Raw genomic sequence first — 22,238 nt, forward strand, 5'->3', positions numbered from 1 at the left:
AAAGAGGCCGAATGTTAGCGAGTTGAACGGCCGGTGTCAAATGCCCTGTTGCAGGGAATTCCTTTTTCGCCAGATGCTTAGCGTTGTCCCGCCCGGCAGGCGAGGGTGGGGAGGCCGCTGACTCATGCTAAAGTGGCGCGCCTTTGCCGCCCTTGCCCGCCTAGCCATGCTCGACAAAATGAATCCCCCCCAACGCGCGGCGGTCCTCCATCTGGATGGGCCGCTCTTGGTGCTGGCCGGTGCCGGATCGGGCAAGACCCGGGTAATCACGCAGAAGATCGCCTATATGATCGATCAGGCGGGCTACGACGCCCGCAATATCGCTGCCATTACCTTTACCAATAAGGCAGCGCGTGAGATGCAGGAGCGGGTCGGGCATCTGCTGGATGCCTCCCGGCTCAAGGGCCTGACGGTCTCGACCTTTCACTCGCTGGGCCTGCAACTGGTGCGGGCCGAGCATGCTGCCCTCGGCTACAAGCCGCGCTTTTCCATTCTGGATAGTGCCGATGCAGCCAAGATCATTTCTGACATCCTTGAGACCACCGATAAGGACGAGATCCGCAATGCCATCGGCACCATCTCCCGGCTCAAGAACGACTTTGTCGGTCCGGACGACGCGCTGCGCAATGCCCAGAACGATGGCGAGCTGCGTTATGCCCGCGTCTATCGGGCCTACCAGGACACGCTCTACGCCTACCAGGCGGTGGATTTTGATGACCTGATCCGCCTGCCGGTGGAGTTGTTCGAGCGTGAGAAGGACATCCTGACCAAGTGGCAGCTCAAGTTGCGCTACCTCTTGATCGATGAATACCAGGATACCAATGTCTGTCAGTACCGTCTGATCAAGCAACTTACCGGCTTTCACGGCAAGTTCACCGCGGTGGGGGACGATGACCAGAGCATCTACGCTTGGCGCGGCGCCAATGTGGAGAACCTGCACCTCCTCAAGGAGGACTTCCCCAGGCTGGAGGTGATCAAGCTGGAGCAGAACTACCGTTCCACCAGCCGCATCCTCAAGGCCGCCAACTCGGTGATCGCCAACAACCCCAAGCTCTTTGAGAAGCAGCTCTGGAGCGAGCTGGGCGTGGGTGATCCGATCAGCGTGGTGGAGATGAAGGATGACGAGCACGAGGCCGAGATGGTGGCCATGCGCCTCTTGGCCCACAAGTTCGAGAACCGCACCACTTTTGCCGACTACGCCATCCTCTACCGCGGCAACCACCAGGCGCGGGTGCTGGAAGCGCAGCTGCGCAATCACAAGATCCCCTACCAGATCGCCGGTGGGCAGAGTTTCTTCGACAAGGTCGAGATCAAGGACGTGCTGGGCTATCTGCGCCTGATCGCCAACCAGAACGACGACCCGGCCTTTATCCGCGCGGTCACCACGCCCAAGCGCGGGGTGGGTAACGTCACCCTGGAAAAGCTCGGCCGGCTGGCGGCAGACAACAAGATCAGCCTCTTTGAGGCGGTTTTCCTGCCCAGCCTGGAAACCTTGATCCAGGCCGCCCAGTACGAGGCGCTGCAGACCTTTGGCAACTTCATCAACCGCATTGCCGGCCGCGCCAGCCGCGAGCCGGCCGGTGCGCTCTTGAAGGAATTGCTGACCGCCATTGAGTACGAGACCTGGCTTTACGAGACCGACGAGCCGCGCCCGGCCGAAAGCAAGTGGAAGAACGTGCTGGAACTGGTGGCCTGGTTTGACAAGCGGGCCGAGGAAAACGGCGACACGCTGACCGATATGGCGCAGAAGATCGCCCTGATCACCCTGCTGGAAGGTCGCAGCGAAGAAGAGATGGATGCGGTGCGCCTCTCCACCCTGCATGCCTCCAAGGGGCTGGAGTACGGCCATGTGTTCCTGGTCGGCTGCGAGGAGGGCATCCTGCCCCACCAGGCCTCCATCGACGGTGGGATGGTGGAAGAAGAGCGCCGGCTGATGTACGTGGGCATCACCCGCGCCCAGCGCAGCCTTACCATTACCTATTGCGGCAAGCGCAAGAAGGCCGGCGAGTGGTCCATCGTCGAGCCCAGCCGCTTCCTCCTGGAATTGCCGCAGGACGATATCCGCGTCAGCGGTCGGCTGGCCGGGCAGAAGAATGTGGCGGTCAGCAAGGAAGAGGGCAAGGCCAAGCTCGCCAACCTCTTGGCTGGCCTTGGAAGTAAGACCTAAGCCGCGGCTGTTCTGCCTCCGAAACCCGTTTCTGTATCTTTAGGTGCCCCGAGCCGGGCGCTAAGGTAGGCGCTCCCTTTTACGAGCCGCCACCATGCCCAGCCATATCCTGCTGTCCTTTGCCCTGGTCGCACTGGCCATGTCGCTGACGCCCGGCCCCAATATGCTCTATCTGGTCTCGCGCTCGGTCTGCCAGGGGCGCCGGGCGGGCTATATCTCCCTCCTGGGGGTGGCGCTGGGCTTTGTGTTCTACATCCTGTGCACCGTGCTGGGCATCTCGGTGCTGCTGCTCAGCGTGCCGCTGGCCTACGAAGGGCTGCGCCTTGCCGGTGCGCTCTATCTTCTGTGGCTGGCTTGGCAGGCGGTGCGGCCGGGTGGCAGCTCGCCCTTCGCGCTACGCAGCCTGCCGCCGGACAGCCCGCGCAAACTCTTTCTGATGGGGCTCCTGACCAATCTGCTCAACCCCAAGGCGGCGGTGCTCTACCTTTCGCTGCTGCCGCAGTTCATCGACCCGGCGCGTGGTGGCGTGCTCACACAGAGCCTGACCTTGGGCGGGGTGCAGATACTGATCAGCCTGTTGGTCAACGGCAGCATGATCACCGCCGCCGGTACCGTCTCGACCTTTCTGGCCCAGCGGCCGGGTTTCGCCCTGGTACAGCGCTGGTTGATGGGCAGCGTGCTGGGGGTGCTGGCGGTGCGTATGCTGCTGGTCGACCGGCGTTAAATACTAAGCCTTCGCACCTAACAGGCGGGCGCGGCTGGCGCGCGCCTTGGCCTCTTCGGCGTTCGCCGGCGTCAGCCAGCCGCTCAGGTGCGGCGCGACGATGCGCGACAGCGCCACAATCCAGTCCGGCTCGGCATTGAGGGCCGGGATATAGCGGAACTCGCCACCACCGCGGGTCAGGAACTCGGCCTTGCCCTCGATGGCAATCTCTTCCAGCGTCTCCAGGCAGTCGGCCACGAAGCCGGGGCAGATCACGTCCAGCTTGCCGGTCTTCTTGCGCCCCAGGCCAGCCAGGACCTCGCTGGTATAGGGCTTGAGCCATTCGGTGCGACCAAAGCGTGACTGGAAGCCGACGGTATAGCGGTCCTGCGGCAAGCCCAGCCGCTCGGCCAGCAGGCGGGCGGTCTTGTGGCAATGGCAGTGGTAGGGGTCGCCCTTGTCCAGGCTGAAACGCGGCACGCCGTGAAAACTCATCAACAGGTGGTCGCCCCGGCCGTTGCGGGCCCAGTGGGTTTCCACACGGCGGGCCAGGGTATCGATATAGTCCGGCGCATCATGAAACTGCTTGATAAAGCGGATCTCGGGCGGGTTGCGCAGGGTCTTGATCGCGTCAGCCACCGCATCCATGGCACTGCCACTGCTGCTGGCGGCGTACTGTGGGTACAGCGGCACCACCAATACCCGCTCGCAACCGGCCTCCTTGAGCGCCATCAGCTTGCTGGCCACGCTGGGCTGGCCATAGCGCATGGCCCACTCCACCGCGACCTGCTGGCCGGCATCACCCATATAACCTTGCAGCAGCTTGGCCATGGCGCGAGTATGGATGGCCAGTGGTGAGCCGTCGGGCGTCCAGATGCTGGCGTACTTGGCGGCGGACTGAGCCGGCCGGCGTGGCAGGATGAAGAAGTTGAGGATCAACCACCACGGCAGCCGGGGAATTTCGACCACCCGCGGGTCGGATAGGAACTGCCGCAGGTAAGGACGGACCGCCTGGGCGGTCGGTGCCTCGGGGGTGCCGAGGTTGATCAGCAGTATGCCGGTGCGTGCAGCCTGGTCGTGGCGGAAGTCGGGTTCGGTCTGGTAGGCCATGGTGTCGTCGGGTTACCGGGTTCGAATAACAGCTCGGGCGGATGATAGCGCCTGTCCGCTCAGGGTGTCGTACAAAGACCGATGCCAGCCTGACCGCGCCGGCCGCAGGGTGTGCGGGCGCCATGCTCGGGGGTGGGCGTGCCGTCCTCGTCCATGTGGGCGGCTACGGTGTCCCAACTGGCTACCCCATGTTTATCGAGCTGCAGCCTGAGCAGCCAGCCTTGCCGGGTCGGTCCCTCGGCGAAGCCGTCGAACACAAAGTTGCCCAGGCTCCAGATGATGGGCTTGCCACGGTAGAGATCGGCACCCTGGGTGACGTGGGGGTGGCCACCCACCACTGCGTCGGCCCCGGCATCGATCATCAGCCGCGCCAGCTCGCGCTGCCGGCGCGAGGGGCCGGACTCCCGCTCCCAGCCCCAGTGCATAAAGGGGATGACCACATCGGCACCCGCCCGGCGCGCGGCGCGGATGTCGCGCACCACGTGGCTGTCCTCGCTCCAGGCCACGCCGGCCTGGCGGGCAGCCGCCTCGAAGGAGCGAGGCTTGAATTCGTCGTAGCCCAGGATGGCAATGCGCAGGCCACCGCGCTCCACCCAGAGTGGACGGTGTGCCTCGCTGAGGTTGCGGCCGCCGCCCACATAGGCGATGCCGGCGCCGTCGAGGTGCCCCAGCGTCTCCATAAAGGCGGCCTTGCCATAGTCGCCGGCGTGATTGTTGGCGACCGAGACGGCGTCGAAGCGGCCTTGCAGTACCTTGAGCACACGCGGGTCGGCGCGGAAGGTGTAGATCTTGTTGTCCAGCGCCTTGCCACCACTTGCGACCGGGCACTCCAGATTGCCGATGCGATAGTCGACGCCTTTGAAGATGTCGTCAAAGGCAGCCAGTGGGTCGCCGCCGGCGGCGATAGTGCGGCCTGGGCCGTCGTCCAGCATCAGGTCACCGGCAAACAGCAGGCTGGCGGTACCGGCCTGCACCGAGGCCGCGAACAGGCTGCTCAACAGCCAAACACCGAGGCGCTTCATGGCTTGCTCCGCTTCTGGGTGGTAGCCAGCTCGCACCAGTATTGCAGTTCGCCATCGCGTACCGGTTCATAAACCGTCTGCAGGCCGGTAAAGCCGTAGGGGCCGCGTGCGCGATGGGCGGGGTAGGGGTAGTTGGCCTGTTGGATGGGTACGGCCCCCTCGTCCCGGTCGGCATAGACATAGAGCTTGATGGCCGCCTGGTCGCTGGGCTGCACCTCGAACACCGGCCGGAACAGAAAATAGGAGCCGATGGCCGTGGGCGCGATGGTGTAGGGGGTGGTGCTGGGCTGGGCGCTGATCTCCCAGCGCTCGCCACCGTAGTCCACATGGCAGCGGACTTCAGGACCGGCCAATACCGGTAAGGCAAGCAGGCTGGGCAGGTAGCGGAGCAGGCGATAGGCGGGCATGGCCAGAGGGCTGAAAGCCGGTTGGGGCGAAGCGCCCATTATGGCCGATTGCGTCGGCCGCGCCAGGCGGCGTGGTGGGCAAGGGTGGATGGCGCTATAACGGCGGCATGCCTACCGTCAGCTTTACCCACCATCTACGCCAGCACGCGCCGCCGCTGCCGGTTGCAAGCCAGGCCGGCACGGCGCGGGCGGCGCTGGAGCTGATCTTTGCCGACTACCCGGCGCTACGCGGCTATGTGCTGGACGAGCATGGCCGCCTGCGCCGGCATGTGGCGCTGTTTATTGATGGCGAGCTCAAGCGGGAGGGGTTGGACCAGCCGCTGGCAGCAGAGGCCGAGGTCTATGTCATGCAGGCATTGTCTGGAGGATAACCATGCAGAACGGCTTGTTGGTCGGGTCCCGCAAGGGCCTGTTGCACTTCAGTCAGGTCGGTGGTGCCTGGGCCTTGCGCGGCCACCACTTCAAGGGCGTACAGGTCAGTGCCACCCTGGCGCACGGGGCACGCTGGTATGTGGCGCTGCGCAATGGTCACTTCGGCCCCAAACTGCACGCCAGCGATGACGGTGGGGCAAGTTGGCAGGAATTGGCGGTGCCGGCCCTGCCTAGTGGCGATACCGACAAGCCACTGGACCAGATATGGACCTTGGCGCTGGGTGGGGATGGGGTGCTGTGGGCTGGCTGCATACCGGCCGGGCTATTCCGCTCCGATGACCAGGGCCGCAGCTGGCAACTGGTGGAATCGCTCTGGCGGCGGCCGGAACGGAGCAAGTGGTTTGGTGGCGGCTTTGACGATGCGGGCATCCATTCCATCCTGATCGACCCACGCGACCCGTCCAGCCTGGTGCTGGGCATCTCTTGCGGCGGGGTATGGCGCTCGCGTGATGCTGGGCAAAGCTGGGACAAATACAGCCGTGGCATGTGGGCGGCCTATATGCCACCCGAGGGGCGCGAGGACCCCGATATCCAGGACCCGCATCGGCTGGCGCAGTGCCAAGCGGCCCCCGGCGTATTCTGGTGCCAGCATCACAATGGTGAATTCCGCAGCGACGACGACTTGGCGAACTGGCGCGAGATCGCACCATCCACGCCCTTGTCCAGCTTTGGCTTTGCAGTAGCGGCCCATCCGCACGACCCGCAGACTGCCTGGTTTGTGCCGGCCGAAGTGGACCAGGTACGGGTACCGCATGAGGGGGACTTCTATGTGCTGCGCACCCGTGATGGCGGCGCCAGCTTCGATAAGCTGCAGCAAGGCCTGCCGGCGGCACCGGCCTTCCACCTGATCTATCGTCACGCCTTGGCGGTGGATGACAGCGGTGAGCGGCTGGCCATGGCCTCGACGACCGGCTCACTGTGGGTGGGGGAACAGCAGGGCGAGCAATGGTCACGCCTATCTGCGGAGTTGCCGCCAGTCTACTGCCTGCAGTTCATTCCCTGAGCCGGCTCAGTTGCTGAGCTGGCGGGTCTTGACCAGGAGGAATAAAAACACCGGCGCGCCGGCCACGCTCAGCACCGCGCCCAGCGGTAGCTCGGCCGGCTGCATTGCCAACCGGGCCAGCCAGTCGGCCGCCAACAGACTGGCGGCCCCGACGATGGCGGCCCCAGGCAAAAGGGTTCGGTGGCCGGGGCCCAGCAGCAAACGGGCCAGGTGGGGTGCCAATAGGCCGACGAAGGCCAAAGCGCCGCAGGCCGAGACGGTCAGCGCCACGGTCAGCGCAGTCAACGCGACCAGGCGACGGCGCAGGCCGGCAAGCTCATAGCCCAGATGCCAGGCTTCCCGCTCGCCAAGTAGCAGGGCATCCAGCGCACGTCGGTCACGCCAGAGCAAGAGGGCACAAGCCAGCAAGGCCGGAGCCAGCCAGGCCAGCGTCTGCCAGCTGGCTGCGGCCAGGCTGCCCAAGGCCCACAGGGTGGTGCCGCGCAACACGGCGTCATCGACCAGCTGGCTCAAGAGGGCCAGGCCGCCACCGGCCATGGCATTGATGGCCACACCGGCCAGCAGCAGCCGGGCGGCATCCTGCCCCCGACCTATCAGCCAGGCCAGCCAGGTGGCCGCCAGGCTGCCAGCAAAGGCGGCCGGTGCCAGTGCCAGGCTGGGCAGCAGCCAGCGCGCCAGTGCGCCGCCCAGTGCGGCGCCTGCCGAGGCACCGATCAGGCCGGGCTCGGCCAAGGGATTGCGAAATACGGCCTGCAGCACGCAGCCGGCCAGCGACAGCGCCGCACCGGAGACCAGTGCCAGCACGATGCGCGGCAGCCGCACGTCCAGCAGCACGCTGCGCCAGAGCTGGGACGGGGCATCGGCCGGTTCGGCCAGCAAAAGGCTGGGGATCTTCCAGTAAGGGATGGTCACGGCCCCGCTGCCGGCCGCCAAGAGCGCCAGCAGGGCGAGCAGCAAGAGGCCCAGGCCCAGGGCATTGGGCACATGATGGCGGGGCAAGGGCAGGCGGGACATGCCGCTATGGTAAGCCATCCAGTACCGCGACGCGGCACGTCGCTTGCACTTCACCCGGACGGCTGCGGGCGCCGCCGCGAAAAGATCATGCGCAGGCTCTTGGGGGCTTTTGCTCGTATAATCCGCAGCTTCCGATACACAAACCTTACAGATCGCATCATGGAACTCGCCAAGAGCTTCGAACCCGGTGACATCGAGCGCCGCTGGTACCAGCAGTGGGAATCCGCGGGCTATTTCAAGCCCAGCATGGACCTGGCTGCACCATCCTTCAGCATCCAGCTGCCGCCGCCCAATATCACCGGCACCCTGCACATGGGGCATGCCTTCAACCAGACCATCATGGATGGCCTGACCCGCTACTACCGCATGAAGGGCAGCAACACCCTGTGGGTGCCGGGTACCGACCATGCCGGTATCGCCACCCAGATCGTGGTGGAGCGCCAGTTGGCCGAGCAGAAGGTCAGTCGCCATGACCTGGGTCGTGAAGCCTTTATCAGCAAGGTCTGGGAGTGGAAGAACAAGTCCGGTGGCACCATCACCAGCCAGATGCGCCGCATGGGCTGCTCGGTGGACTGGGACCGTGAATACTTCACCATGGATTCGGTCCGCTCCGAGACCGTGACCGAGGTGTTCGTACGCCTGTTCGAGCAGGGCCTGATCTACCGCGGCAAGCGCTTGGTGAACTGGGACCCGGTGCTGGGTACGTCGGTTTCTGACCTCGAAGTGGAAAACGTCGAGGAAGATGGCAGCCTGTGGCACATCAACTACCCGCTGGTCGATGGCTCGGGCCATCTGACCGTGGCCACCACCCGTCCCGAGACCATGCTGGGCGACGTGGCGCTGATGGTGCACCCGGAGGACGAGCGCTACACCGGTTTGATCGGCAAGCGGGTGCGTCTGCCGCTGACCGGCCGCGAGATTCCGGTGATCGCCGACAGCTACGTGGAAAAGGAATTCGGTACCGGCGTGGTCAAGGTGACCCCGGCGCACGACTTCAACGACTATCAGGTCGGCAAGCGCCACAACACCCAGCTCATCAATGTGATGAGCCTCAAGGCCACCATCCTGGCCGAGGCGCAGGTGTTCGACTTCAATGGCGGCGTGCTGGGCACCCTGCCCATCCCGGCGGCCTATGCCAACCTCAGCGTCAAGGACGCGCGTAAGGCCATCGTCGCCGACCTGGAAGGGCAAGGCCTGCTTGATTCGGTCAAGCCGCACAAGCTGATGACCCCGCGTGGCGACCGCACCGGTTCGGTGCTGGAGCCCATGCTGACCGACCAGTGGTTTATGGCCATGAGCCGAGTGGGTGAGGGCGACCCGACCGGCAAGACCATCGCCGAGAAGTCCATCGAGGCGGTGGAAAGCGGCCAGGTGCGCTTTGTGCCGGAGAACTGGGTCAATACCTACAACCAGTGGATGAAGAACATCCAGGACTGGTGTATCAGCCGCCAGCTGTGGTGGGGCCATCAGATCCCCGCCTGGTACGACGAGCAGGGCAAGGTCTACGTGGCCCGCAGCGAAGCCGAGGCCACCAAGCAGGCCGGAGGCAAGGTGCTGCGCCGCGATGACGACGTGCTCGATACCTGGTTCAGCTCGGCCCTGGTGCCCTTCAGCACCTTGGGCTGGCCCAACGAGACGCCGGAACTGAAGGCCTTCGTACCGTCCAGCGTGCTGGTCACCGGCTACGAGATCATCTTCTTCTGGGTTGCCCGGATGATCATGATGACCACCCACTTCATGGGCAAGGTGCCGTTCAAGGATGTCTACATCCACGGCATCGTGCGTGACCACGAAGGCAAGAAGATGTCGAAGTCGGAAGGCAACGTCATCGACCCGGTGGACCTGATCGACGGCATCAACCTGCCCGAACTCGTGGCCAAGCGCACCACCGGCCTGCGCCGGCCGGAGAAGGCCCCGCAGATCGCCAAGGCTACCGAGAAGCTCTTCCCCGAAGGCATCCCCGCCTACGGTACCGACGCGTTGCGCTTCACCATGGCGAGCTACGCCACGCTGGGCCGCAACGTGAATTTCGACTTCAAGCGCGCCGAGGGCTACCGCAACTTCTGCAACAAGCTGTGGAACGCCACCCGCTTTGTGCTGATGAATGTGGACGGCAAGGATTGCGGTCAGGATGAAACCCTGCCGCTCGAATTCAGCTTTGTCGACCAGTGGATCATCAGCGAACTGCAGCAGACCGAGACCGCGGTGACCGAGGCGCTCGATACCTACCGCTTCGACCTGGCTGCCCAGGCGATCTACGAGTTTGTCTGGAACGCCTACTGCGACTGGTATGTGGAGCTGGCCAAGGTCCAGATCCAGAACGGCAACGAGGCGCAGCAACGTGCCACCCGCCGGACCCTGGTACGGGTGCTGGAAGTGGCGCTGCGCCTGGCTCACCCCATCATTCCGTTTATCACCGAAGAGCTGTGGCAGACCGTGGCCCCGCTGGCCAATGCCAAGAAGGCCGAGTCGATCAGCCTCGCTGCCTGGCCGGTGGCCCAGCCGGAGAAGATCCAGCCGGCAGCGGTTGCGCGCATGGAAGACTTCCGTGCCCTGACCCTGGCGGTCCGTACCCTGCGCTCCGAGATGAACCTGGGCCCGTCGCAGCGTGTGCCGCTGTTTATCGAGGGCGCCGAGAGCGAGCTGGCCGAGTTCTGCCCCTATCTGCAGCTCCTGGGCCGCCTGGCCGAGGTACAGGTAGTGGCGCATCTGCCGGCCGACGACGCACCGGTGCAGGTGGTGGGCGGTACCCGCTTGATGCTCAAGGTGGAGATCGACAAGGCCGCCGAGAAGCTGCGCATCGGCAAGGAAGTGGCCCGCCTGGAAGGCGAGATCGCCAAGGCTACCGCCAAGCTGGCCAACCCGGCCTTCGCCGACAAGGCCCCGGCCGCGGTGGTGGAACAGGAGCGTGCCCGCCTGGCAGGCTTCAGCGAGACTGTGGATAAGCTCAGGGCACAGCTCGTCAAGCTGGGCTGATATCACCCTGTCTGGCGTCAACGCCCCGAGGCCTGGCCGGCCTCGGGGCGTTTTTCATGGTGCAGAGTGTGAGTATTTGTATGTCATGACCTGGCGGCTCAGGGCAGAATGCCGAGCCTAAGAGCAATGAGCATAGTCAGATACAAGGAGGAATCACCATGCAAAAGAAGCGTCTCTCTACCCTTGTCGCCGCCGTGGTGCTGGGTCTTGCCGGCCAGTATGCTTCGGCCGGTCTGCTCGATGGGCTGGGCAAGGTCTCCGATACCATCAAGAAGGCGTCTGACGCCGTACAGTCCGCCGGCTCTGCCGCTGGCAATACGGTGCCTGGTGGCACCCCGGCGCAGCGGACCGGCATGCCCAATGGCAGCAGCTACCAGCTGCCCATGGGCTTTGAGGCCTACCCCAAGGCCGATCTGAAGAAACGCATCGACAACCCCTACGACAGCCTGACTATCCCGGTGGTGGTGCCGATCAACGGTCCGGATGGCTATCTGGCTCCCTACACCGTGCCGGTCGAAGGCAAGGTCACCATGCTGCAGTACGAGCACCGCCAGGATGACAGCCCGGCCTTGATCATGCGCCACTACCTGGCCTGGCTGTCGGCCCAGGGCTTCGAGGTCGTGACTGTGTGTGCCGCGCCCTGCAAGGCGCTGGAGTCCGGTTACAACTGGTCGAATGTCGCCGATGCTTCGCGCCGCGTCGATACCAACTACCTGCCCTCGCGGCCGGCCTATATCGCGGCCTACAAGCCGGGCGCGATGGCCCTGGTGGGGGTGGGGACCCATATCTACCAATTCTCCTCCTTCGTGAAGCTGGTGGAAGGCAAGGTCGGCGACCTGAGCAACTGGCAGCGGGTAACGGCGACCCAGCCACAGCCTGGTACCAGTACTGTGGGCCAGAACCCGCAAGCACCGGTAGGGAATGCAACGCCGCAGACGCCAACCGCGCCGACCACAACCGTGGCCCAGAAGCCGACCGTGCCCGGGACCTACGCCGATGGCGCTGAGCTGGTACTCAAGCTCAAGAGTGCCAAGCTGCTGGCAACGCCTGCGCCGGGTGGCAAGGTGGTGGCTACCTTGGGTAGTACCGACGGCCTCGTCTACATGGGGGCCGAAAGCGGTGGCTATCTGCAGGTGACCACGGCACAAGGCGACGGCTGGGTGGACAAGCGCCTGGTCAAGCTGCCCTGATCAATCTGCCGGCATGGAGGTGTAATGCCATGCCGGCAGGCCAACAATGACGAGGCCGCGGTGACGGCTTCGAGGCGGGAAGACACACCGATGAAAAAGGCTATGCGTACCTTGCCGGTACTGCTGGCGGCTGCCAGCCTGATGCTGCTGGCCGACGGCACAGACAAGCTCAACAAGTCGGCCAATGCGCTGCGCAATGCGGCGTCTGCTGTTGAGCAAGCCAAGGGGGTGGTCGCACCTCGCGCTGGGGATGTGGCGGCAACGATGCCACCTGACGCAAACGGGGCGGGGGCCGCCGGCCCCGTGGGTTACGGTGTAGCGCGCGGTGCAGCGGCCAGCACGGCGCAGATTGCAGACAGTAATAGCAACGGGGCGGTCCCGCTGTTTGACCTGCCGCTGTTTCCCGGGACCACGGAACATTACGGCGTTCTCGGTGGTGGCCAGGCAGTACGGGACGCCAAGCTCAAGACACGTATCCCCATTTCCACGGTCTATCAACATCCCAAGAATGGCTGGACGGCCGACTTCATGGTCCCGTTCGAAGGTGAGAGCTGGTACCGTCGCGCCAACTATCCGCGTGGCGACGCGGTGCAGATACGCCAACACTATGAGCGCATGCTGGCCGAGCGCGGCTTTGAGCTGATCCATGGCTATGACTGCGACTTGCAGTGCAACCTGGAGGAGGTGGTCGGTACGCCACGCCCGCTGGAGGAATATTTCCCGGTGATACAGGCGAACCTGAACACTGGCCTGGTCATTCGTATGCCCACGGCTGTGCTTGAGAGCCGCTACACGATCTACAGCAACAGGAAGACTGGCATGGTGCTGCTTGGCACCAAGCAGATGAAAAGTGGCGAGGCCATCGTCGACCTTTATGTGGCCAAGGGGCGCATTCTGGATGCCAGCCCCTTCGCCAAGCTGGAACAGGCCCAGCCGGTGGGGCGCAAGCTAGAGCTTGCCAAGGCGGTGCCGGAGGCTGTCCAGGTGTTCGACGGGAACATCCGATTGCTGCGCTCGAGCCAGGCCTCGGCCTTGCTGGAGCATACGCGAGGTCCCCTGGTGCTGCTGTTCAGCTCCTACGATACAAACTGCGGCTACTGCGTACGCGGTAGCGTCGGTTACCAGGCGCTGGCAGCGCAATACGGCCGGCAGGTGCAGTTTGTCATGGCGCACTGGGAGCCTTGGAGTGGCTTTGCTGCCGACCCGCTGGCGCAACGCTACGAGATCAAGGGTGTACCAACCGCGTTGCTGTTCGAGGATGGCAAGCTGATCCAGCAGGTGAATGGCGAATGGTCGGCCGCCGTGCTGGCACAGAAGCTATTCACCGGCACACCCTGGATGCAAGCCGCGGCGCCGGTTGCACCCATGCCGGGCGTATCTCTGCCGGCTACCCGGCCCGCCGCTCCTGTAACCGCACCTGCCGCCTTGCCCGCGGTTTCGCCCTTGGCGCAGCCTTTTGCTGATGGGGCCGAGCTGGTCGGCAAGATCGACAATATCAAGCTCTACCAGGCTGCCGGTGACGACGCCCAGGTGCTGGCACTCTTGAGTCGCCAGGATGGTCTGGTCTTCATGGGGGTAGAGCAGGGAGGCCGGCTCAAGGTCGTGAGCGACCAGGGTGAGGGCTGGGTGGACAAGCGCGTGGTCAAGCTGCGCTGAGTTCATGAGCAGGTACTAAGCGGCACTGTGGCAATATCGTCGGGTCACACGCCCGGCGATATTGTCCATGTCCAAGCACCCGCGCCTATGGGGCGCTTTGTTGATCCTGCTGTCGGCCGCCTGCTTCGGCGTCATGCCGCTTTTTGGCCGGCTGGCCTATGCTGCCGGTGCCGATGCGCAGGCTATCTTGTTGCTGCGCTTCGGCATCGCCGCCGCTTGCCTTGCCCTCATCATGTTGTTCAAGCGCGAGCCCTGGCCGCGGGGCCGGTTGGCGTTGGGGCTCTTGGCCATGGGAGCGATCGGCTATGCCGGCCAGGCCTTCAGCTATTTCACCGCGCTGAGTTATGCCAGTGCCTCTCTGACCGCGCTACTGCTCTACACCTTTCCGGTCATCGTGACCTTGATCGCCGCGGTCTGGCTGCACGAGCCCCTGACCCGCCGCAAGGTGCTCGCCCTGGCGCTGGCTAGCCTGGGGCTGGCACTGACGGTTGGCGACGCACTGTCCGGTTCGCTGACTGGTGTTGCCTTTGGTCTGGCGGCGGCCCTGATCTACTCGATCTATATCGCGGTGGGCACCCGGCTGACGCCACGGGCTGGCGCGCTCGCCAGTTCCACCCTGGTGATGCTGGGCGGTGCGCTGACCTTTGGCGTGGTTTCGGTCTGGCATGCACCGGCCCTGCCGCAGAGCAGCAGCGGCTGGTTGGCGGTGGCGGCCATCGGTCTCTTGTGTAGCGTAATCGCCGCACTGGCCTTCTTTGCCGGGCTGGCGCGGTTGGGGGCCTCGGAAGCCGCCATGCTGTCCACTTTCGAGCCAGTGGTGACAGTGGTATTGGCCGCCTCGCTCCTGGGTGAGCGCTTGACGGCCTCGCAGTGGATCGGCGGGGCGGTTATCATCGCTGCCGTCCTGCTGCTGGCGCGTTCTCCTGCGTCCGGCACGCCTCCGGAATAATTCAATGGCCCGGGCTGCTAGCTGCCCAGGGTCGCCTTCGAGGGAATACCATGTTCTACAAAGACGTCGTCCCCCTGGACGCCAAACAGCATGCCGACCTGCGTATCAGCCTGGCGCAGAACTTTGTCTACGCCAGCCAGGTGCACGCGGTGCCGGTGGTCGGCGGCGAGTTCTCCACCCTGCTGCGCGAATACGCCATCGTGTTTGCCGAATCGGGCGACAACACCTACACCCCGACCGTGATGCTGGGCCTCAAGACCGAGGAAAACCTGTTCGTCGACGCCGACGGCAAGTGGCACGCCGAGTACATTCCCTTCTTCGTCCGCCGCTATCCCTTCGTGACGGTGGAAGTGGAGAACAACGATGCCGTGCTGTGCATCGAAGAGACCGCTGCGCGTGCCATCCAGCGTGAAGAAGACCCGCTGGTGTTCGAGAATGGTCAGGCCTCCGACGCCATGAAGAATTTCGCCAACCTGATGTTCCAGTCGCGCGACGACGCCAACCGCTCGCGCGAGTTTGGTACCGAGCTCGGCAAGGCTGGCCTGCTGCGCCAGGTTTCCGCTTCGGCCCAGCTGGCTTCCGGTGAATCCATCAGCATGGACGGCATGTGGGTGGTGGATGAAGAGAAGCTGCGCACCCTGCCGGCCGCCAAGGCCGAAGAGTGGCTGAAGAACGGCATCATGTCGCTGATCTATGCCCATCTGTTCTCGTTGAGCAATCTCGAGGGTCTGGTGACCCGCCTGCAAGCGCGTAACGCCAACTGACCCTGACCGTGGCGGCCGTGGTGGCCCGGCTCGCGGGCTATGCTGCTTGCAGCTGCCGCCTGCCGCGATGCGCCGCCACTACCTGTTCCCTCTCCTGCTGGCTCTGCCACTGCATGCCGAGACCCTGATCCGGGCCTGTGGCGGGGAGGGGGAATGGGTGCCCTCCAGCTATTACAAGCGCGACGGTAGTCGCAAGACCAGTGATGTGGCGGGCTACTCGCCGGACGTGCTCAAGGCCGCCCTGGCCGGCAGCGGCTACCGGGTGGCAGTGAGCCTCCTGCCCTGGCAGCGCTGCCAGCGCGAGGTACAGGACGGCAGCCGGTATCAGCTCGCCATGGGGGTGCTGTATAGCGCCGAACGCGCGCGCAACTACCAGCTCAGTGCCTCCTACCTGCACTTTCAACCGGGCTACTACTACCGTCGCGACTTTTTCCCCGGTGGTTTGGTCATTCCCTCTCTTGCTGCCTTGCAGCGCTACCGCGTGTGTGGCCTGTTCGGCTATAGCTATGCCTATACCGGCCTCGCCACTGCTCAGATCGATACCGGCGCGCTGGATTACCCGGCTGTACTCGGCAAGCTGGCCCTGGGACGCTGCGACCTCTTGATCGAGTCGCTGGAGGTCATGGCCGGCCAGCGCCGGCTGGGCCGCCTGCCGCCCGACGCTGGCCTCCTGGAAGGCCGACCACTACCCGAGGCACCGCCACTGGTGGCCCACTTTGCCGTCAGCCCCCATATGCGCGATGGCACCACCTTTCTGAACACCCTCAATGCCGGCATTGCCCGCCTGCAGCGCGATAAGCAGCTCAGTGAGCTCTTGCGCCGCCATACTGAATAAGCCATGTTGACCCTGCTCGCCGACCACCCCCGCTTCCTGTTGATCGATAAACCTGCCGGTCTCAGCTTCCACCGCGAGGACGATGCGCCAGGGGTGCTCGATCTCTTGCGTGAGCAGACCGGCGTTGAGCCGCTGCATGCGGTACATAGGCTGGACCGGCTGACCTCGGGCCTCCTGCTGGTGGCCAAGGGGGCAGAGTCGGCCGCCTTGTTCGGTGAACTCTTCAGCCGGCGGCAGATCGGTAAGTACTACCTGGCACTCTCGGACCGTGCGCCCAAGAAAAAGCAGGGCGGTATCTGCGGCGATATGGAAAAGGGCCGCAATGGCAGCTGGAAATTGCTGCAGCGGCAGGACGATCCGGCCCGTACCCAGTTTTTCAGCGCGGGGCTCGGCAATGGCTTGCGCGCCTTTGTACTACGTCCGCTGACCGGTCGCACCCACCAGCTCCGGGTGGCCATGAAGGCCTTGGGCAGCCCTATCCTGGGAGACAGCCGCTATGCCGGCAGCCCCGCCGATCGGGGCTATCTGCATGCCTTCGCGCTGCAGTTCATGCTGGAGGGAGAGCAATTTGCCTTCCACTGCCCGCCGAGCGTGGGTGAGCACTGGCTGGGGCCGGAATGGGAGCCGGTTATGCGACGTTTTACCAATCCCTGGTCTTTGACTTGGCCGCGAGGCTAGACGGGTCTATCGTGTATAGCCCCGGCGTGACCCGCCGGGCAAAGGTCGTCACTTTGCAGGCTGGTGCTCGCTGGCCGCGGTGGCATCACCAAGACTGAAGGAGTGTGGAAAATGGGTCTGTGGAACAAGTTGACCAACGAGTTCATCGATATCATCGAATGGACCGAGGACCGTCCCGAAATCATGGCGCATCGTTTCGAGCGCTATCAGAACGAGATCAAGCACGGCGCCAAGCTGACCGTGCGGGAAGGTCAGCTGGCGGTCGTGGTCAACGAAGGGCAGCTGGGCCGCGGCCAGGTGGCGGACGTGTTCACGCCAGGCATGTATGAGCTCAATACCGCCAACCTGCCGATACTGGCAACGCTGAAGGGCTGGAAGTACGGTTTCAACTCGCCGTTCAAGGCGGAGGTGTACTTCTTCAATACCCGCAAGTTCACCGATATGAAGTGGGGCACGGCCGGTCCCGCCACCATGCGCGATCCCGAGTTCGGCGCGGTGCGGGTGACGGCCTTCGGCCTCTATGTGATCCGTATCGTCGATGCCAAGACCTTCCTCGTTGACCTGATGGGCACCAAGGCGGACTTCACCACCGAGGATATCGAGGCCAATCTGCGCGGCAAGGTCGGCGTACGCATCAAGGAAGTGATGCCGGAGATCGGCGTGCCGGTGATCGACCTGGAAAGCAAGGTCACCGTAGTCGGCGACAAGATCCGCGAACGCATTGCCGGCGACTTCAGCGCCATGGGCCTTGAGTTGTGCGAGATCCAGGTGCAGGACATCGGCCTGCCGGAAGAGGTCGAGCGCGCCATCGACCAGCAGGGCGCCATGCGCGCCATCGGCAATATGCAACAGTTCGGCCAGTACCAGGCCGCCCAGGCACTGCGCGACGCCGCCCAGAATACCGGCACGGCCGGCAGCATGCTGGGCATCGGTGTGGGCGGCATGCTCGGGCAAGGCATGGGCAATCTGTTCCAGCAGCCCGGCCAGGCCGGCGGTGGCATCTCTGGTACCGCGCCGGCCCCGGCTGCACCGGTGCCACCGCCCATTCCGGGCGCCGTGAGCTTCCATGTGGCGGTGAACGGCCAGCAGACCGGCCCCTTTGATCTGACCGCCTTGCAGGCACAGGTGGCGGCAGGCAGCCTGGGCCGCGACAGCCTGGTCTGGAAGGCCGGCATGGCAGCCTGGGGCAAGGCCGGCGAGCAGGTCGAGCTGGCACCGCTGTTTGCCAATACGCCGCCGCCCTTGCCGATGTAAGCCGCCCATGGTCTTGCTCCAGCGCCTCGCTCTGCTGCTGGTCTTGCTTGCGCCACCAGTCATGGCGGTGGGGGAAAGTCCGGTACGCATTGCGGCGGTGGAGGACGACGAGGGGACCGAGCGGACTTTCGAGCTGATTGTACGGGAGGCCTATCGCCGTATAGGCCAACCGGTCGAGCTGAGCTATATGCCAGCCTCGCGCGGCTTGATGATGGCCAATACGGGTAAATCGGATGCCTTGCTAGCCCGCTTGCCGGTGATCGAGGAGGCGTTTCCCAATATGCGGCGGGTACCGACTCCGATCGGCGCCATGACCTTCCTGGCGGTGAGTCTCAAGCCCGAGGTCAAGGTGCAGAGCTGGGAAGAAATGCGCAGCCTCAATATCGGGATACGTCGTGGTTACCGGATCGCCGAGGTCAAGACGGCCGGTATGAAGGTCAACCTGGTCGATTCCTACGACGCGATGTTCAAGATGCTGATGCAGGACCGGGTCGACGTGCTGGTGATCCGTGAGCCAAGTCTGGGCCCCACGCTACGTAAGCTGAAGGCGGCCGGGGTGTTGAATGGCTCGGAGCGTTTCCGCTCTGCCGTGCTGGAGTACCTGCCTGCCTACCACTACCTGCATGTCAGCCGCAGCGAGTTGATCCCCCAGCTGGATCAGGCGCTCAAGGCCATGCAGAAGGAGGGAGTCATGGAACGCGCGCGGCGTGATGAGGGCAGCAATTGATGCACGGCATGACGCTTGGGTAAGCCTCGATGGCCGAGCGCATCCCATCCCCAGGGGGCTGTCCGGCCCCTTGTTCCCACAAGAAAACCACGACCTCGCCCGTCACCCTATGGGCGGGGAGCTTGTTCTGATTGGAAACATGCATGAGCACGACCACCTATCCCTGCCGGCAGTGTGGCGCCAAGCTTGAATTCGCGCCCGGCCAGCAGGCCTTGAAGTGTCCCTATTGCGGCTCGGAGAACGCCATCGCCAAGGCGGACGCCGAGACGACCGCCGTGGCGGTGGAGGAGTTGGACTACCAGGCTTATCTGGCCCGTGCGGCCGGCAACGAGCCGCAGATCGAGCGGCAGTCGGTCAAATGCCCGGGCTGTGGCGCGGTATCGCAGCTGCCCGCCAATACCACGGCCGATCGCTGCCCCTTCTGTGCAGTGCCATTGATCGCCGCCGAGGCCTATGCCCAGCGCACCATACAGCCGCGCGCGGTGGCGCCGTTCGCAGTCAAGGAGGTGGATGCCCGGCAGCGTTTCAAGGACTGGATCGGTGGGCTGTGGTTCGCGCCCAATGCGCTCAAGCGTGCCTATAGGGCGGCTACCGGCATCAAGGGTATCTACCTGCCTTACTGGACCTATGATGCCGGCACCGAATCGCGCTACCGTGCTGAGCGGGGCGACTACTACTACGAGACCGAGAGCTATACCGAGAATGGCGAGACCCGTACCCGTGAGGTGCGCCGCACCCGCTGGACGTCGGTATCGGGGGAGGTGGCGGTCGCCTTTGACGACGTCATGGTGCCGGCCAGCGCCTCGCTGCCGCGTGATTATCTCGACAACCTGGAGCCCTGGCGGCTGGGCGAATTGCAGCCCTATCGCGAGGACTATCTGAGCGGCTTTACCGTCGAGGCCTACCAGCTCGGCCTGGAGCCAGGCTTTACGGCGGCGACCGAACGTATGCAGGAGCCGATCCGTAAGGCGGTGCTGCGTGACATTGGCGGCGACGAGCAGCGTATCTACGATATTTCGCCGCGTTACTACGACATCACCTTCAAGCACATCCTTCTGCCCATCTGGTTGTCGAGCTACCAGTACGGCGGCAAGACCTGGCGCTTTGTGGTCAATGGACAGACCGGCGAGGTCCAGGGCGAGCGCCCCTGGTCGGCCTGGAAGATTACCTTTGCGGTGCTGCTGGGCTTGATCGCGTTGTTTATCTTCTTCTCACTTGCCAGTAGACACTAGCGGCAGGCGGACGGTTTACCTCGTATCGAACGGTGTCTGGCGGGCCGCCCTGGGGCGGCCCGTTTGTCATTGCGGTGGCAGATGTCGCGCCAGGAAGGCATCGACTTCGCGTACCACCTCGTCCCTGGCCTTGCCGTAGCGTTGCTGCAAGGTGCCGACCCATTGCTCGCGGCGGCCCGCGATACGATCGATGTCGTCATCGGTCAGCTCACCCCAGGCGCTACGCAGCTTGCCCTTGAGCTGTTTCCATTGCCCTTCGACGATGTCCTTGTTCATGGCCATGCCTTTCGGTGAGAGAGGGATGGATCGTGGCCTGTCTATCCTGGTCGGGATCAGGATAACGGTGGCTTGCGGCCCAGCAGCAGGAAGGCGACGGCGAGTACGAGGCCGGCCAGGAACAGCAGCTGTGCGGCCCAGACGGCGGTGCCGGCGATGCCGCTGAAACCCAGCACGGCGGCGACGATGGCAATGATGAAGAAGACGGCTGCCCAATAGAACATGATGGCGCACTCCTCTTGAGCGGGCCGGGCGGCGTGGCGGACGCCCAGCACCGGTAACTAGGAAATGGCGTAACCGAGGTCGTTTGGAGGTCGCTTAGTTCTGGACCTGGATGGCCTCGCGTACTTCCTTCACGCCCTGTACCCGCCAGGCCAGGTCGATGGCCTTGGCCTTGGCGGCCTGGCTGGCAGAACCCCACAGCTTCACAACACCGCTGGTGGTTTCTACCTGGATCTGCGCACCGGCCAGAGCCTGGTCACCCTGCAGGGCGGCCTGGATGGCACTGGTGATGGTCTGGTCGTCCACGATGGGCTTGCTGGCGGCAGGCTCGGTGGTATCTGCAGCCTGGACCGGCAGGGTGGTACCGAGCAGTAGGGCGGTGGCGAGGGCGGTGGCGAGGGCGGAGGCGGTGAGGAGGGATTTCATGGCATTGGCCTTTCGGTTTGGTGAGTAGGTACCGAATACATGGCAAATGCCATGCCAATGATGGTTTTTGCTTTAAAACCAGTTGCTTGCCGTTTTTCTTGGCACTTGCAAGGGGCTGCGTTGTCGCTACAGGACGACGCCGGGGCGGTGATAAGCGCTTATCGCGCCTGTACTGCGGGTGCCAGCCCTGTCGCCAGTTGGCGACGCTCAAGGCTCGCGCGGCGGCGTGATCAGCAGGCTGTGCAGCTCAGCGGGGATGGGATAGTCCGGCTGCTGCGCTTTGAGCCGTTGCAACAGCGTACGGGCGGCATCGTCCTGGCCGGCGGCCTGCAGGCGCCGGACTTCCTGCAGCGTGCGTTCGGCATCCAGCGCGGGCTGTTCTGCCTTGGGGGCGGGGGCAGCAAGGTTCTGGCGGAGCTGCAGGCGGCCTTCCTCGCTGACCTTGGCACGTTCCTGGGGCGCGGCGGCGGGTTCGGGTGCGGGGCTGGCCGTTGTCATCCGCTTGATTGCGGAACCGGTCACCGTGACGGAGGCACTGTCTGCTGCGCGGCCAGCCGTCGCTGGCGCGGCCGGCTTGGCGGCAGGCGGCTGTTCCAGGAGTGCCGAAGGGGCGGACGGGGGCGCGGCAAAGGCCGGCGGTGGGGGTGGTGCGGGAGGCGCCGCCGGTGCGGGGGCTGGCATGGCGACCTCGGGGGCAGCCTGTGGCGCCGGGCTGGCTGCCGGTTGTGGTTCCTTGGCCCGCTGTTTGGCCTCGGCCATGACTTCGCGGCGTGCGGTGGCCGCCGCTTGTGACGGCGCGGGTGGGGTGGCCTGCGCGTCAGTCTGTAGCTCGGCGGGTGGGGTGATTTGGTCAGCCTTGGGTAGTGCCGGTGCCGCGGCAGCAGGTGCTGGGCTGGTGGGTCCTGGCACCACGACCTTGGCCTCGCTGTTATCCAGCCGGCCTTCACCCGACTGTTGCAACTGGTAGCCCAGACCGACGGCGATCACCAAGGAGGCTGCCAGGCCCAGCGGTACCGACCAGTTGCGGCGCCGCTTGGGGAAAGCGATGACCTGGGCGCTGGGCTGCACCGCCTCGCGCGCGGCGGCGAGGATGGCGGCATCCAGCGCGGCGCTCGGCTCGGGCTTGGGCAGCGCCTGGTAGGCCTGGCTCAGCGTGGTATCGTCGTCCGGCAGATCGGGCTTCATGGTCTCCATC

Annotated in this window: 22 protein-coding genes; 14 read left to right on the plus strand and 8 right to left on the minus strand. The window is 64.6% G+C overall.

Features of this window, described 5'->3' with window-relative positions; genetic code table 11:
• Nucleotides 1-178: 178 nt before the first annotated feature.
• Both VIM95_RS18425 and VIM95_RS18430 read left to right on the plus strand, forming a co-directional pair.
• Nucleotides 179-2,167: a UvrD-helicase domain-containing protein gene (locus VIM95_RS18425; RefSeq protein ID WP_331988652.1), complete on the plus strand. Its 1,989-nt coding sequence runs from the start codon at nt 179-181 to the stop codon at nt 2,165-2,167.
• Nucleotides 2,168-2,261: 94 nt separating this feature from the next.
• The gene (locus VIM95_RS18430) at nt 2,262-2,891 is read left to right on the plus strand and encodes a LysE family translocator (protein ID WP_331988655.1); all 630 of its coding nucleotides are present in this window, start codon (nt 2,262-2,264) and stop codon (nt 2,889-2,891) included.
• A 3-nt stretch (nt 2,892-2,894) separates the two neighbouring features.
• Here the strand turns inward: VIM95_RS18430 and hemH are convergent, their stop codons facing one another.
• The 3 genes from hemH to VIM95_RS18445 are packed head-to-tail and all read right to left on the minus strand — an operon-like array spanning nt 2,895 to nt 5,409.
• Nucleotides 2,895-3,980, minus strand: a complete 1,086-nt coding sequence (gene hemH / locus VIM95_RS18435) for a ferrochelatase (protein WP_331988657.1) — start codon at nt 3,978-3,980, stop codon at nt 2,895-2,897.
• A gap of 59 nt (nt 3,981-4,039) precedes the next feature.
• The gene (locus VIM95_RS18440) at nt 4,040-5,002 is read right to left on the minus strand and encodes a CapA family protein (RefSeq protein WP_331988659.1); all 963 of its coding nucleotides are present in this window, start codon (nt 5,000-5,002) and stop codon (nt 4,040-4,042) included.
• On the minus strand, nt 4,999-5,409 hold the full coding sequence (locus tag VIM95_RS18445; protein ID WP_331988661.1) for a hypothetical protein: 411 nt from the start codon (nt 5,407-5,409) through the stop codon (nt 4,999-5,001). Before VIM95_RS18445 ends, VIM95_RS18440 begins: the two co-directional genes overlap by 4 nt.
• A gap of 107 nt (nt 5,410-5,516) precedes the next feature.
• Between VIM95_RS18445 and VIM95_RS18450 the strand changes: the two genes are divergently transcribed.
• Both VIM95_RS18450 and VIM95_RS18455 read left to right on the plus strand, forming a co-directional pair.
• Nucleotides 5,517-5,780: a MoaD/ThiS family protein gene (locus tag VIM95_RS18450; protein ID WP_331988663.1), complete on the plus strand. Its 264-nt coding sequence runs from the start codon at nt 5,517-5,519 to the stop codon at nt 5,778-5,780.
• A gap of 2 nt (nt 5,781-5,782) precedes the next feature.
• A complete protein-coding gene (locus VIM95_RS18455; RefSeq protein WP_331988665.1) occupies nt 5,783-6,844 on the plus strand; it encodes an exo-alpha-sialidase in 1,062 nt (353 codons plus the stop codon).
• 6 nt (nt 6,845-6,850) lie between these two features.
• Here the strand turns inward: VIM95_RS18455 and VIM95_RS18460 are convergent, their stop codons facing one another.
• On the minus strand, nt 6,851-7,858 hold the full coding sequence (locus VIM95_RS18460; protein WP_331988667.1) for an iron ABC transporter permease: 1,008 nt from the start codon (nt 7,856-7,858) through the stop codon (nt 6,851-6,853).
• Nucleotides 7,859-8,017: 159 nt separating this feature from the next.
• On the opposite strand from VIM95_RS18460, the gene VIM95_RS18465 reads away from it, so the two are divergent.
• The 10 genes from VIM95_RS18465 (at nt 8,018) to VIM95_RS18510 (ending at nt 20,119) form a co-directional block, all read left to right on the plus strand.
• A complete protein-coding gene (locus VIM95_RS18465; RefSeq protein ID WP_331988669.1) occupies nt 8,018-10,834 on the plus strand; it encodes a valine--tRNA ligase in 2,817 nt (938 codons plus the stop codon).
• 158 nt (nt 10,835-10,992) lie between these two features.
• Entirely contained in the window at nt 10,993-12,024 is a 1,032-nt protein-coding gene (locus VIM95_RS18470; RefSeq protein WP_331988671.1) for a hypothetical protein, read from the plus strand.
• Between the two features lie 90 nt (nt 12,025-12,114).
• Nucleotides 12,115-13,680 (plus strand): thioredoxin family protein, encoded by a 1,566-nt coding sequence (locus tag VIM95_RS18475; RefSeq protein ID WP_331988673.1) that lies wholly within the window; start codon nt 12,115-12,117, stop codon nt 13,678-13,680.
• Between the two features lie 67 nt (nt 13,681-13,747).
• Nucleotides 13,748-14,629, plus strand: coding sequence for a DMT family transporter (locus tag VIM95_RS18480; RefSeq protein ID WP_331988675.1), 882 nt, complete (start codon nt 13,748-13,750; stop codon nt 14,627-14,629).
• A gap of 50 nt (nt 14,630-14,679) precedes the next feature.
• The gene (locus VIM95_RS18485) at nt 14,680-15,393 is read left to right on the plus strand and encodes a SapC family protein (RefSeq protein ID WP_331988677.1); all 714 of its coding nucleotides are present in this window, start codon (nt 14,680-14,682) and stop codon (nt 15,391-15,393) included.
• 46 nt (nt 15,394-15,439) lie between these two features.
• A complete protein-coding gene (locus tag VIM95_RS18490; RefSeq protein WP_331988678.1) occupies nt 15,440-16,228 on the plus strand; it encodes a substrate-binding periplasmic protein in 789 nt (262 codons plus the stop codon).
• Nucleotides 16,229-16,231: 3 nt separating this feature from the next.
• Nucleotides 16,232-16,906, plus strand: coding sequence for a TIGR01621 family pseudouridine synthase (locus VIM95_RS18495; RefSeq protein WP_331988679.1), 675 nt, complete (start codon nt 16,232-16,234; stop codon nt 16,904-16,906).
• 111 nt (nt 16,907-17,017) lie between these two features.
• Nucleotides 17,018-18,160 (plus strand): SPFH domain-containing protein, encoded by a 1,143-nt coding sequence (locus VIM95_RS18500; RefSeq protein ID WP_331988681.1) that lies wholly within the window; start codon nt 17,018-17,020, stop codon nt 18,158-18,160.
• 7 nt (nt 18,161-18,167) lie between these two features.
• Nucleotides 18,168-18,887 (plus strand): transporter substrate-binding domain-containing protein, encoded by a 720-nt coding sequence (locus VIM95_RS18505; RefSeq protein ID WP_331988682.1) that lies wholly within the window; start codon nt 18,168-18,170, stop codon nt 18,885-18,887.
• Nucleotides 18,888-19,030: 143 nt separating this feature from the next.
• Nucleotides 19,031-20,119: a hypothetical protein gene (locus VIM95_RS18510; RefSeq protein ID WP_331988683.1), complete on the plus strand. Its 1,089-nt coding sequence runs from the start codon at nt 19,031-19,033 to the stop codon at nt 20,117-20,119.
• 66 nt (nt 20,120-20,185) lie between these two features.
• Here the strand turns inward: VIM95_RS18510 and VIM95_RS18515 are convergent, their stop codons facing one another.
• From VIM95_RS18515 to VIM95_RS18530, 4 genes are all read right to left on the minus strand, one after another.
• Nucleotides 20,186-20,395 carry a CsbD family protein gene (locus VIM95_RS18515; RefSeq protein ID WP_331988684.1) on the minus strand — a complete coding sequence of 70 codons (210 nt, stop codon included), beginning with the start codon at nt 20,393-20,395 and terminating at the stop codon, nt 20,186-20,188.
• Between the two features lie 56 nt (nt 20,396-20,451).
• Nucleotides 20,452-20,619, minus strand: coding sequence for a DUF1328 domain-containing protein (locus VIM95_RS18520; RefSeq protein WP_331988685.1), 168 nt, complete (start codon nt 20,617-20,619; stop codon nt 20,452-20,454).
• A 94-nt stretch (nt 20,620-20,713) separates the two neighbouring features.
• Entirely contained in the window at nt 20,714-21,043 is a 330-nt protein-coding gene (locus VIM95_RS18525) for a BON domain-containing protein (RefSeq protein ID WP_331988686.1), read from the minus strand.
• Nucleotides 21,044-21,250: 207 nt separating this feature from the next.
• A complete protein-coding gene (locus VIM95_RS18530; protein WP_331988688.1) occupies nt 21,251-22,237 on the minus strand; it encodes a hypothetical protein in 987 nt (328 codons plus the stop codon).
• Between the last annotated feature and the right edge of the window lies 1 nt (nt 22,238).

This window comes from Chitinimonas sp. (assembly GCF_036568685.1).
Classification (GTDB): domain Bacteria; phylum Pseudomonadota; class Gammaproteobacteria; order Burkholderiales; family Chitinimonadaceae; genus Chitinimonas.